Genomic DNA, 13,093 nt, shown 5'->3' on the forward strand with positions numbered 1-13,093 from the left:
CATCGTCTGCGAAGCTGCATTAACGACTTCAGAAGGGGACTTTCCTTCTGAAATGTCGTTAAAGTTTCATAAAAAATAAGATTGTGATTTTAATTCTATGAATAGAAACGTATTATTTAAATTATATAAAAAAGATGTGTAGATTTTATAAAGATAAAAATAAAGATATATAGCTGATAGGTTTTAAAAAATAATTAAACCCAGATAAGTTACTTATCTGGATTTAATGTTAAGTTAGATTATTTATCTAGAGTTTTAATATATTCTTTCATCTGATCAATATTCATAGCACCATAGTGTTTAGAAATGATATTCCCGTCTACATCAATGAAATATGAAGTAGGAATTGATGCTATATTATATTGGGCGGCAACAATCTGATCAGGGTCTGAAAGAACTTTAAAATTATAATTATTACTATCAATAAAGGATTTAACAGTATCTAAAGGTTCACCAATTTCTATAGCTACTATAACCAAGTCGCTATCTTTTGTTTCTTGATATAATTTTTCGATTTCAGGCATTTCTGATCTGCAAGGTGGACACCAAGTTGCCCAAAAATTAAGAAAAACCTTTTTACCTTTTAAGTCACTTAAAGATAATTCCTTACCCTCTAGATCCTTTAATTTGAAATCCGTAGCCTTGGTTTTAGAAGCCTTAGGATTTATTCCAATGGGCTTAGTAGGAGCATTATTTTGATTGGGACTACTTTTGTCTGTATTTTCCACAGATAAGTTAGAGTTAGAACTTGATGCATTGTAGGTGTTTAAAGTATGGACAGAGACACCTACAATGATAGCAGCTACAAGTACTATTAGTAATTTTTTCATATTAATTATCTCCTTTAACTAAAAATTAATAAAATTCATATATTGACTTAATATGGCTAATTTGTTTGTGAAAATCATAACCCCCATTATTATCATTAAAACGCCACTTATTATAGAGATTATAGGAAGATATATTGAAAATTTTCTAAATTGTTTAGTAAAGCTTCCTATGGCCATGGCAGTTAAAATAAATGGAACAGCAAGTCCTAGGGAATACATTATCAAAAGTAAAACCCCTTTACCTATAGAGTTCATACTTGTAGCATAGATGAGTATTGAAGATAATATAGGACCAATGCAAGGTGTCCAACCTGTGGCAAAAGCCATTCCCATTATCACTGAGCTAAAAGGACCCTTGATTTTATCGAAATATAAAAATCTTTTCTCACGATAAAACAATTTTATTTTAAATAATCCAATAGTATGAAGACCAAAAACAACAATAATAGTTCCTCCTACTTTTCTAAACAAATTTTTATGGGTAATTAGTAATTTACCAAGGGATGTTATAGAAACTCCCATTAAAATAAAAATAATAGAAAAGCCTAATACAAATCCAAAGGATTTATATAAAACAGAAAGTTTAGCTTTGCCATCCTTTAATTCTTCTATGGAAGAACCAGTTAAATAGCTTATATATGCAGGAACCAGTGGAAGGACGCAAGGAGATAAAAATGATAGAAGACCTGCAGAGAAAGCTAGTAATATTGATATGTCATTCAAAAGTAAACACCTCCAATTTAGTATTAAAAAATGAGTTAATAAATCAAATAGGTCATTGAGCTTGAACGTAAAATACGAAATAATAAAAATTCCTTTCTATGAAAAAAATCATAACTATAAACATTATACTAAAAAGATGTGGAGATTTTATGTGCTTATGTAAAATAGATTTTTAAAATAGGGTTCTTCATAAAATCTACATAATAATTAGGTATTATGTGGTTATAGAAATGAAAAAGAGCTGTTTAAATATTAAAAATGCCAACAAAATTATGATATTAATGATCAATTAGTTATAAATTATGTTTATATTATATAATTTATGGTGTACAATACAACTAGATAGCACCCCCTATGGGGGGGGTAAGGAGATGTTTAAATGAATCAAGAAAAAGTAAGGGCATTACAATCGTTGAAAACTTCAAAAGGACAAATTGAAGGGATTATAAAGATGTTAGAAGGCGGAAGATATTGTGTAGATATATCTAACCAAATAATTGCAGCTCAATCTCTTTTAAAGAAAGCTAATTTATTAATATTAAAACAGCATTTAAGTCATTGTGTTAAGGATGCTGTACTTAGTGATAATGGGGATGAGAAGATTGAAGAGATAATTGATTTACTCTCAAAGATTATGGATAAATAATAAAGTTATAGGAGGCAATATAAATTGGAAACAAAATCATTGAAAATTGAAGGAATGACCTGTTCAGCATGTGCTAAGACTATAGAAAGGGTTTCAAAAAAATTACCAGGGGTTTACGATGCAAGTGTAAACTTTGCTACAGAAAAATTAAATATAAACTATGAAGAGTCAAAAATTAAATTATTAGATATACAAAGAGCAGTTGAAAAAGCTGGGTACAAAATAGTAGTGCAAACAACTAATAAAACCTTAAAGATAGAAGGAATGACTTGTTCGGCCTGCGCTAAGAATATAGAAAGAATAACTAGAAAAATTAATGGAGTTGTGGAATCAAATGTAAACTTTGCCACAGAAAAATTAACTATTTCTTTTGAACCATCATTAGTAAGGACAGTAGATATAAAGAAGGCAATCGAAAAATCAGGATATAAGGCTCTAGAGGATGAAAGTAATGTAGACGCTGATAAAGAAAAAAAAGAAAAAGAGATAAAGTCTTTATGGAATAGATTTTTAATGTCTGCAATATTTGGAGTTCCATTGTTACTAGTTGCAATGCTACCTATGATTATTACATTACCTGAAGCTATTAACCCGATGATGCATATGGAGACTTATGCTATTTTACAATTGATACTTGTTCTACCAATAATGTATACAGGTAAAAAATATTTTATAGTTGGCTTCAAATCATTATTTAGATTAAGTCCAAATATGGATTCACTTATATCTATTGGAACCTCTGCGGCATTTTTATATAGTTTATTTGCTGTATTTGAAATAACGATTATGGGAAATATGGATTATGAAATGTATTTTGAGTCAGCAGGAGTAATTTTGACACTTATAACTCTTGGGAAGTATTTAGAATCAGTAACTAAGGGGAAAACCTCCGAGGCAATTAAAAAGCTTATGGGGCTTGCTCCAAAAACTGCAATGATAATTCGCGGTAATAAAGAAATAGTGATTCCAATTGATGAAGTAGAAGTTGGAGATATAGTAGTAGTGAGGCCTGGCGAGAAAATGCCTGTGGATGGCGAGGTAATAGACGGAACTACATCAGTAGATGAGTCAATGCTTACAGGTGAGAGTATACCAGTTGAAAAAAGTATTGGACATAATATAATTGGTGCAAGTATAAATAAAAATGGATCTATTAAATATAAAGCAACTAAAGTTGGTAAGGATACGGCACTATCACAAATAATAACCTTAGTTGAAAATGCTCAAGGCTCAAAAGCTCCAATAGCTGCAATGGCAGATGTTATATCAGGTTACTTTGTGCCTGTGGTTATAGGACTTGCTCTAGTTTCGTCATTAGCTTGGTTTTTATCTGGAGAAACGGCAGTGTTTTCTCTAACAATATTCATTTCGGTGCTTGTAATAGCGTGCCCTTGTGCTCTGGGCCTTGCAACACCTACAGCAATAATGGTTGGAACAGGAAAAGGTGCAGAGTATGGAGTACTTATAAAAAGTGGTACAGCACTCGAAACTGCACATAAAATTCAAACTATAGTATTTGATAAGACTGGAACACTTACGCAAGGAAAACCAAAGGTAACTGATATAGTTACGGTGGAGGGTACTTCCGCGGAATTCTTGCTTCAAATAGCAGCCTCTGCTGAAAAAGGATCTGAACATCCACTAGGTGAGGCTATAGTTAAAGATGCAGAAGAAAAATTATTAGAATTTAAAAAAGTAGAAAGCTTTAAAGCTATACCTGGCTATGGAATAGAAGTTAGTATAGATGGTAATAAAATAATACTAGGAAACAGAAAACTTATGATAGAAAGTGAAATTTCTTTAGGAAAATTAGAAGATGTTTCAAACAAACTAGCTGAAGAAGGCAAGACTCCAATGTATGTTGCCATAGAAAATAAGTTAAGTGGAATCATTGCAGTTGCTGACACTGTTAAAGAAAATAGCAAAAAAGCTATAGAGAGACTCCATAGTATGGGAATAGAAGTTGCAATGATAACTGGTGATAATAAAAGGACTGCAGCAGCTATTGGAAGGCAAGTTGGCATTGATAGAATATACGCCGAAGTTCTGCCTGAGGATAAAGCAAATGAAGTTAAAAAGCTTCAATCAGAAGGTAAAAAGGTTGCTATGGTTGGAGATGGAATAAACGATGCTCCTGCACTTGCACAGGCTGATATTGGTATAGCTATAGGATCAGGTACAGACGTTGCAATGGAATCCGCAGATATAGTACTTATGAGAAGTGATTTAATGGATGTAGCTACAGCGCTACAGTTAAGTAAGAAAACTATAACAAATATAAAGGAAAATTTATTCTGGGCTTTTGGTTACAATGCATTAGGAATCCCAGTTGCGATGGGAGTACTGCATTTATTTGGAGGTCCACTTCTAAATCCTATTATTGCAGCACTTGCAATGAGCTTTAGTTCAGTTTCAGTATTAACAAATGCTTTACGATTAAAAGGATTTAAGCCATTAAGATAAAATTCAAGAGAAAAATATGAAAATACCCAAGTATTTTTTAATAAAACAAAACTCCTACTTATAAAAGTGGGAGTTTTATTTTAGAAGATGAGCAGCTTCGCAGAAGATGATTTAATTCTAGTGTATAAACAATTTTAAAAACAAACATCTATAACTGATATACAGCTACCTTATCAGAAACTGTAAAGTCAGCTTCTGTAATACTACGAATATCCTCAACATTTAGGCCTTCAAATATTTCAGTAAGTACCAGTCCAGTGGGCGTTACCTCAAATACTGCTTTTTCAGTAACGATAACATCGACTACGCCTTTACCTGTAATTGGAAGAAGGCATTTTTTTAGTATCTTAGATCCACTCTTACTAGAATGTTTCAATGTAGCAATAACTTTGCGAGCACCATTTACTAAATCCATAGCCCCCCCCATGCCTGGTGCAAATTTTCCTGGAGCAAGTGGCATAGCCCAGTTTGCAATGCTACCCTCTTGATCTACTTCAAGTGCGCCCAGTACTGTGGCGTCAACATGCCCTCCACGAATAATGCAAAATGATGTAGCCAAATCAAAAACCGCAGCTCCGGCTAGTAAGCTAATAGGTTGACCACCAGAGTTTGCGATATCCGGATCTTCCTTGCCTAGTTTTGGCGTAGGGCCAAACATTAAGCAACCGTTTTCGGATTGCAATATTACTTCCACACCCTCAGCTAAATAATTGGCAACTGCTGTAGGCATTCCAAACCCTAAATTCACTACTTGATCATTACTTAGTTCCTTAGCTGCCCTCCGAGCAATTATTTCTCTTGCTTCCATACTAATTACCTCCTTTGATTTATAAACAATCAATTATTTTAATTGATTAGAACGAACCCACAAATCAGTATATACTTGTTTATGTTCATCAAATGAATATCCTTGTACAACGGCTTGTACAAATACACTTGGTGTACCTACGCATTCAGGTTCAATACCACCAACATCAACTATTTCATTCACTTCGGCTACTGTATAGTCTGCACCCATTGCCATAATTGGATTGGTATTAATGGCTAATCCACGATATTGTATATTTCCTAATCTATCGCCTTTATAACCTTTAATAAATGCAAAATCAGCCTTCAGCGGCAATTCAATTAAATACATTTTACCCTCTATTATAAGTTTTTGTTTACCGTATTCAACTAATGTACCTACACCTGTAGGGGTAAGAACACCACCTAATCCAGAACCAGCTGCTCTAATTTTTTCAACAAGACTACCCATTGGAAAGTATTCAATTTCAATATCTCCGTTTTTAAATTGCTCCAACGCAAGCTGGCAAGTGCTAGAATGAGCAGTTATTAATTTTTTAACTTGCTTGTTTTTGTACAATCGTGCAATGTCAAAATCCTGACCGGGATAAGAGTTAACTACTGATATTATAGTTAACTCTTTAACGCCTTTTTCTACTAATTTGTCAATCGCTTTAAGAGGTGCACCCACCCCTAGAAAGCCACCAAACATAATTGTCGCTCCATCGTGAACCTTTTCAATTACTCCATCTAAATCCATAACTTTGTTCATGAAATTATCCCCTTTCACTAATAGCTTGATATATAAACTTATAATGTCTCGGTTAAATCATCTCCTACGGAGCTGAAATGTCGTTAAATTTATGGGGGTATATTTTTATTAGCGTACGAAATATCTGTTTTCGCGTACACGGCCCATAGTATATCTTTTCGGTATAGTTTTATTAGTAAGATTAGGTATGCATAACTAATTTTTATTGCATACCTAATCTTCTTCATCTACTAGGTGTCTAAAATTTATACTTTATAGTTCTGCATTTAAATTCTTTTGTACTTTTGTCATAGCTCTATGCACAAAAGGTTGGATCAATTACACATCTACTAACACATACTTAGCCATCCATTATTTCTATACATCTAAGCAATGTGGGTTACTGCTACAACTGTGTTGTAAGGAATTCACTTAAATGTACATATAAACTATATATATTTATAATACTATAAATGAACGAAAATTATTACATTAATTTCAATATAACAAAAAAACATCTATGAAATCTCCTGTTACAATTAAGTCATGACACAAAACATAACTTATGCTATCCAAAGGGAGCTTCTAAAAAGTATAAATCAGATATTAATAGAACAAAATCATGGGATATATTTAGTCCATATGAATTTGAACCAGTATCTCAAGTATCTATTGATGATGATTGGTCAGCAATGCGTTTCCGTCATGTTGATAATATAAAGACAATGAAAAGAAAAACTGCAGTTACTGAAAAGGGAAAGGAACGAATAAAGGACAATAAAGGTTGTAAATAGGTATTACTGTACACGATTTACATATATATTGTTAATATGTAATTGTTAGTTTAATAGCTGACATCATCTAGAAATGGATTATTTGTGAGCTACTACCACTTCTATAAGTGGTGGTAGTTCACAGAAATAGTTCTGAATTTCCTTTATAAGCTCCATAAAAATCTACATTTTCAGTATCTCCTGGATTTGCTTTTGGAAGAACAGGAATATTATAAATTTTGTCTATTGCAAGTGGAGTATTGCTTGAAGAATTATCGTATTCATCAGTAATATAATAATTATCAGCATGACCAGTACCGTTTCTAGTTACCGCCAGTTTTACAATTGCTTCATATATTGCCATTGGTGCAATTATTCCGGTAACTTTAACCTGTCTTGTTGTTGGTATTCCAGGATTTGGATTAGAATTGCAATTGCAGGGACAAGGATAATATATTACCTTCATTGAAGTATGATTTTCGATATTATGATTACATTCATCTTTACAACTAGTATGTTTTTCTTGTATTACGATAGTATTTTTTATACAATAAATTACTTTTATAAATGGAATTAAATTGCTATCATTACACATGGCCGAACCAAAGTTAGTGATAAAATCATTATTTTTTTTACACAGAATTATACCCTTGTTTGAATTTGAATTCTTGAACCATAGCGAAACAATCTTAGTAAGATTCGCTGTAACTGATATTTTAGAAGTTATGGGATATATGCTACCTTCAATAAGATGGTTAACTTTCGGAGGATTTTTATAGGTAGTGTAATTGCTAAAATAATCAAAAAGCGGATATATATTAATACATTTTTTTTTATTTTTATAAAAGTTATCAGTTTTAAATAATACAATTTCTGCATTGGTTATTTCAGCATTATTTGGTATTGTGGAGATATCAAAAAATAAAAGGCTTGAATAAGTATATACTCCATCATTTCCTACGGTTATATAATCTTTATTTATGTTTCCAGTAGGAATTTTATTTGTTAATGTAAGACTTTTAGTTGATGGTATTATAATACTTTCCACTTTTGTTACACTCCTTATCTTATAACACAAACAAAGCAAAGCCTGCCAAGGCTTTGTTTGTGTTTATTATTATGCTATTGGAATCATAGCTCCTTCAAAAGCTCCACCATCTCCAGAGATTAATAATGTCACTGGCTTTGGTGTTGATAAAAGCTCATTAGCTGTTAGTCTGGGGGTAATTGCCATATATACTTCGTCGGGTGTAGTCGAGAAGTCTGCACCAGCAAGATACTCCTTTGTTACATAAAAATATCTATGAGTAGGCGTAAGCGGAGTAGTAATATTATCTAGAACATCCAAAGTTATAGTTACTGCATAGGTTGGAGAATCAGTACCAATCTTACCAGTAAGCTGTATTTCTTGAACAGAAGCAGTTTTAGGGCTTCCAAAATCTAAAGTTAGTGCTGCCATATATAAAGACTCCTTATTTTTAATTTAAGCTTTTTATTGCTCAATACATAGTATCGCATTTATGGTATTTTGTGACTAAAAAGGAGTATTTATACTATTTTTTTCTTCGAGTATTGGGGAGTCTATAAGTGTAACAAATATTAATTTATGGGAATGGAAATCATTTACTGATGTAGTGATTTTTACTAAATGAACATGTTTTCCATTACCAACAGGTATCTGAAGGCCAGAAGTTGCTTCGAAATAATGTAAGTGATCAAAACAATCTGTTCTTGACTTAACTTTATGAATATGTCCACCTGAAACAGATATTGCAGGACTGGATACTCCAGCAAATCTATGATTAGGAGGTGTTTCCTCTAATTCAGCTATTGTAGTGCTACCTTCAAACTCATGGACATGAAATTGTTTTTTTTCGGAATCACAATGATCTTTATCATCGATATTGTCATTAAGTTTTTTTTCGAAATCACAATGATCTTTATCATCGATATTGTCATTAAGTTTTTTTTCGGAATCACAATGATCTTTATTATCGATATTGTCATCAAGTTTTTTTTCAAAATCACACTGGTCTTTAACGTCGACTATATCATCATGTTTTTCTTCAAAATCACACTGGTCTTCACAATCGTCTTTTTCGACACACCAATCTTCAGGATGATACTTTGTTTCCATATTTGGCATAACATCGCTCCTTAGCTTTATTTAGTATATAATACGTAGATTGATTAAAAACGACACTAAAAGTAAAAGCCCGTGGTAAAATAATGTTATAATCTTCATAAGAGTTGCTTCGCAAGTGTAGATTAGTGTGAAGAATAGCAAGGATTTAAATATATAAAACAAAGATAGTGTTTACACTATCCAAACATAGAAGGAGGTGTTGTCAATGAGTAGGAGGACTAAAAAAGTATTGTACTTTGTAATGTTGACATATATTATTACACTTTTATTTTATTTAATGCTTCAGGTTATTGGAGGGAAATCAAGTCCGATTGCTGTCGATTTATTAGGAGTACCAATGATTCTACCTTTTATCTCAGTTATTATTGTGCAAAAATTTATCTTCAAACAGAAATTAAAAGGTTGTCTTGGCATTTCTTTTAGACCTAATTCTTGGTTTTTATTTTCAATATTATTACCTATGTTAATGGCATTGGTTATCAATGTAATTAGCATTATCCAGTTTAACAACATAATTTTTTCGAAAAAAACATTTATAATAAATATAATAATTGGTCTGTCTATTTCAGCTGTTTCAGCATTAATAGAAGAATTAGCGTGGAGAGGTTTTTTGTTTAATGAGTTGAAACATGTAGGTATGATTAAATCATCATTACTTATAGGCTTTATATGGGCAGTGTGGCATACTCCTGTTAGCATATGGTATAAGTATCCCAATAATCCGATTAAAGGAGCAATTATTAATTTTATACAAATGTTTGTTATATCTATAATTATTACTTATATTCGTGAAAAGTCAGAATCTATATTTGCAGCGGCTATCATGCATGGAATGTTTAATACAATGATTTTATCAAGTAATATGGATGATTTTAAAGTTGTGGTAATAAAGATTTTATCGGGTATGTTGGTTATAACTGTATTGTTTACATACGATTTTTATAAAAAAAAACCGCATCTCTGCTGTTAGTAGCTTAGTGCAGGCCAGAAGTTCGAAAGCTATAAGAAAAATAAGCGTATAGATTTGCAACCTAATTACATATTAAAAAATTATTATACTTCTTTTATTAAGAGTGAATTTTATCCTATATTTAGGGTTAAAATCCACTCTTTATTTTTTTGAGGTAGTGAAAAAAATTGAAGCTGGATCAGTATCATATGCTAAACATCTTCCATAACTTAAAACATCAATTGCATAATCCATGTGTAAGGAATAAGAAAGGTATGGTTGTCAATATTTATGTATAATTATAGGTAAATATGTATTATATTCAATTTAATTTGCAAATTTTGATATAATATGTTATATTCTTAGAAAGAAGTTTATAATTTGCAATTAATAGAATTATTAGGTCGAAATATAAAATTGTAATCAAATGAGAATTTTCTAAAAAACATGAGTTACATAAGATTTAGAGTAGAAACAGACTTTTAGTTTCAGTCATAATATCACTCATTATAAAAGAAAGAGTGTTAATAAGTGAGGAGATATATATTAATGATAGAGGGTTTTGCAGTTAATATTAAAGATGAATTTTTAGATATTAATATAGAAAAGATAACAGAAGGACTGGATAATTATGGTCAAGACTTAAAACGTAGCTTTAAATATAAAGAAGATTTATTTAGAACATCAATTGGAGAAATGCTAACAAGAACAAAAATGTGTAGTATATTAGGTATTTCCAATAAAGACCTTAAGTTTTTTAAAAATAATTATGGTAAGCCATACATAATAAATAACAAAAATATATATTTTAATATATCTCATTCAGGAGAATGGGTTGTAGGGGTATTTTCAAATTATGAAGTCGGTATAGATATTGAAATAAATTTAGATTTACAAGTGGATATTGTAGATACATGTTTTACAAAAAACGAGAAAGAATATGTGTATTTTGGAAATAAGAATAGTAGTATAAGTAGATTTTATGAGATATGGACACTAAAGGAAAGTTTTATTAAAGCGCTTGGAAAAGGTTTATCTATTCCGCTAGATAGTTTTGAGATATCAAAAGACAAGCTTGAAAAGGACTTATGGATTAATTCTGATAATCCTAATAACATATATTATTTTGAAATATGTAAGTTTCATAATGAATATACAATATCAATAGCTACTCCTATGAAAATATTTCCAAACGAAATAAAAATAATTAAGGTTGCTGAACTTTTCAGTGAGTTTATTAGATTGTAAATTAACCGATGGATTTTGATGTAAATTAAGGGGGAGAAGAATATGAAGGTAAAGTTATTTTGTATTCCATATGCAGGAGCGTCAGCAACTGTATATTTAAAGTGGAAAAAACAATTAAATAAAAATATTGAGGTTCATGCAGTAGAATTACCAGGAAGAGGATTAAAAGCTAATGAACAACTATGTACAAACATTGATGACATTGTTGAAGAAGTATTTAAGGAAGTATCGCAAGAAATTGATGAATATTCGGAATATGCTATTTTAGGACATAGTATGGGAGGCTTGATTGCATATGAACTTTATTACAAATTAATGAAGTCTAATTTTAAAAGACCAGTACATATTTTTATATCTGGATCTAAAGCGCCACAGTTAAGAATAGAAAATAGGGATAGTTATAAACTACCATTAGATAAATTTAAAGAATTAATATTAAAATATGGACTAACTACATCAAATGAAATTTTTATAAATAATGAAGTAATGGATTTTTTTCTTCCTATTTTAAGGGCAGATTTTAAAATCGGAGATACATATAATTATATAAAAAAAGAAAAAAAAATAGAGAGTGATATGACAGTATTGGTAGGAACTAAGGATGAGAGTATGAGTATAGATGAAGCCAACGCATGGGAAGAACTTGTAACTTCCAATTTTAGATTGAAAAAATTTAACAGCGGTCATTTTTTTATAAACGATTATGAAGACGATGTCATAGAAGATATAAATAATACGTTACTTTCCAAAATGAATTAAAATATATGGCATATTTAAATTAATTCAGTACATTAATAATTTTTACTAGTACATATTTAAAAAGTTAATTATGTAGCAGAAATTTATAACTATAGTGTACTTAGGAGGAGGATACTGTAATGTTAAAAAAAATAACAGTACCTGGAAATATATACGAAGTTGATGGGTGTAAAATGCATTTATATTTAGTTAATAGAAAGAGTGTAGGAACTGCGATTCTTATTTCAGGAAGTGGAACTACTTCTCCATATGCAGACTTTTATCAACTGCTAGATGAATTATCGAAAAGTATTAGTACATGCGTTTATGAAAGACCAGGATATGGGTTTAGTGGAACAACTAATTCAATAAGAGACATAGATACAGTTGTAGAGCAATTGAGAAGTCTTTTAAAAAAAGCATCGATTACACCTCCATATATATTTATTGGGCATTCAATGGGATCATTAGAGAGTATTAGATTCTCGCAATTATATCCAAATGAGGTTATGTTTGTAGCAACAATTGATGGCATTAGCCCAATATATGCTAAGAACTTTAAGAGGAGTTTTATTCAAAAATTAGGCAGCAATTTAATTAATAGGTGCATTACTTCAGATTTAATGAAAAAAATGCGTTATACATCTTTAGCAAATAAAATTTTTGTAGATATAGATGGATTACCAAAAGAAGTACAGGATATAAAAATACAAATGGCAAATGAAAATGCTGGAAGCAATGAAATGAAAAGAGAACTTGATATGTTGAATAGTAATGGAGAGAAAATTAAATCAGGTATAAGACCTACAGAAATTGATTTAATCAGTTTTAGTTCTGTAAATAACGGATATGAAAATTGGGAGGCTGTTCAAAGTGATTTAGAGAGCTATTTTAGTCTGAAAAGCAAGGTTGTTTATAGTGATTGTGACCATTATATTCATCACAAAAAATATAAAGATATAGCAAAAACTGTAGTTGGATTTTATAAACAAGTTCTTAAGAAATAATATATTTTATAAAAATTTAAAAGGGGATATTTT

13 protein-coding genes are annotated in these 13,093 nt (G+C 30.8%); 6 read left to right on the top strand and 7 right to left on the bottom strand.

Annotated features, from left to right (window positions below):
* Positions 1-239 precede the first annotated feature (239 nt).
* Positions 240-830 carry a TlpA disulfide reductase family protein gene (locus tag KTC94_RS16330; protein WP_220286710.1) on the bottom strand — a complete coding sequence of 197 codons (591 nt, stop codon included), beginning with the start codon at positions 828-830 and terminating at the stop codon, positions 240-242.
* Between the two features lie 18 nt (positions 831-848).
* Complete coding sequence (locus KTC94_RS16335) at positions 849-1,553, bottom strand: cytochrome c biogenesis CcdA family protein (protein WP_220286711.1); 705 nt, start codon at positions 1,551-1,553, stop codon at positions 849-851.
* A 379-nt stretch (positions 1,554-1,932) separates the two neighbouring features.
* Here KTC94_RS16335 and KTC94_RS16340 point away from each other — a divergent pair, with 379 nt between their 5' ends.
* Both KTC94_RS16340 and KTC94_RS16345 read left to right on the top strand, forming a co-directional pair.
* Positions 1,933-2,199 (top strand): metal-sensing transcriptional repressor, encoded by a 267-nt coding sequence (locus KTC94_RS16340; protein WP_165414088.1) that lies wholly within the window; start codon positions 1,933-1,935, stop codon positions 2,197-2,199.
* A 24-nt stretch (positions 2,200-2,223) separates the two neighbouring features.
* Positions 2,224-4,662, top strand: coding sequence for a heavy metal translocating P-type ATPase (locus KTC94_RS16345; RefSeq protein ID WP_220286712.1), 2,439 nt, complete (start codon positions 2,224-2,226; stop codon positions 4,660-4,662).
* A 148-nt stretch (positions 4,663-4,810) separates the two neighbouring features.
* Here the strand turns inward: KTC94_RS16345 and KTC94_RS16350 are convergent, their stop codons facing one another.
* The 5 genes from KTC94_RS16350 to KTC94_RS16370 all read right to left on the bottom strand — a co-directional run bounded on the left by KTC94_RS16350 (position 4,811) and on the right by KTC94_RS16370 (position 8,875).
* On the bottom strand, positions 4,811-5,470 hold the full coding sequence (locus KTC94_RS16350; RefSeq protein WP_216301667.1) for a 3-oxoacid CoA-transferase subunit B: 660 nt from the start codon (positions 5,468-5,470) through the stop codon (positions 4,811-4,813).
* 33 nt (positions 5,471-5,503) lie between these two features.
* The gene (locus tag KTC94_RS16355) at positions 5,504-6,220 is read right to left on the bottom strand and encodes a CoA transferase subunit A (RefSeq protein ID WP_220286713.1); all 717 of its coding nucleotides are present in this window, start codon (positions 6,218-6,220) and stop codon (positions 5,504-5,506) included.
* An 891-nt stretch (positions 6,221-7,111) separates the two neighbouring features.
* Positions 7,112-8,020 (bottom strand): DNRLRE domain-containing protein, encoded by a 909-nt coding sequence (locus KTC94_RS16360; RefSeq protein WP_220286714.1) that lies wholly within the window; start codon positions 8,018-8,020, stop codon positions 7,112-7,114.
* 69 nt (positions 8,021-8,089) lie between these two features.
* On the bottom strand, positions 8,090-8,431 hold the full coding sequence (locus KTC94_RS16365) for a hypothetical protein (RefSeq protein ID WP_216301670.1): 342 nt from the start codon (positions 8,429-8,431) through the stop codon (positions 8,090-8,092).
* A gap of 75 nt (positions 8,432-8,506) precedes the next feature.
* Positions 8,507-8,875 (bottom strand): YmaF family protein, encoded by a 369-nt coding sequence (locus tag KTC94_RS16370; RefSeq protein WP_258280786.1) that lies wholly within the window; start codon positions 8,873-8,875, stop codon positions 8,507-8,509.
* 448 nt (positions 8,876-9,323) lie between these two features.
* On the opposite strand from KTC94_RS16370, the gene KTC94_RS16375 reads away from it, so the two are divergent.
* The 4 genes from KTC94_RS16375 to KTC94_RS16390 all read left to right on the top strand — a co-directional run bounded on the left by KTC94_RS16375 (position 9,324) and on the right by KTC94_RS16390 (position 13,060).
* Positions 9,324-10,088 carry a CPBP family intramembrane glutamic endopeptidase gene (locus KTC94_RS16375; RefSeq protein ID WP_220286715.1) on the top strand — a complete coding sequence of 255 codons (765 nt, stop codon included), beginning with the start codon at positions 9,324-9,326 and terminating at the stop codon, positions 10,086-10,088.
* 528 nt (positions 10,089-10,616) lie between these two features.
* Complete coding sequence (locus tag KTC94_RS16380; RefSeq protein WP_220286716.1) at positions 10,617-11,315, top strand: 4'-phosphopantetheinyl transferase superfamily protein; 699 nt, start codon at positions 10,617-10,619, stop codon at positions 11,313-11,315.
* A 42-nt stretch (positions 11,316-11,357) separates the two neighbouring features.
* Positions 11,358-12,074 (top strand): thioesterase II family protein, encoded by a 717-nt coding sequence (locus KTC94_RS16385; protein ID WP_220286717.1) that lies wholly within the window; start codon positions 11,358-11,360, stop codon positions 12,072-12,074.
* Positions 12,075-12,193: 119 nt separating this feature from the next.
* Positions 12,194-13,060: an alpha/beta fold hydrolase gene (locus KTC94_RS16390; RefSeq protein WP_220286718.1), complete on the top strand. Its 867-nt coding sequence runs from the start codon at positions 12,194-12,196 to the stop codon at positions 13,058-13,060.
* Positions 13,061-13,093: the final 33 nt, after the last annotated feature.

This window comes from Clostridium sp. CM028 (assembly GCF_030585565.1).
Classification (GTDB): Bacteria; Bacillota; Clostridia; order Clostridiales; family Clostridiaceae; genus Clostridium_AD; species Clostridium_AD estertheticum_B.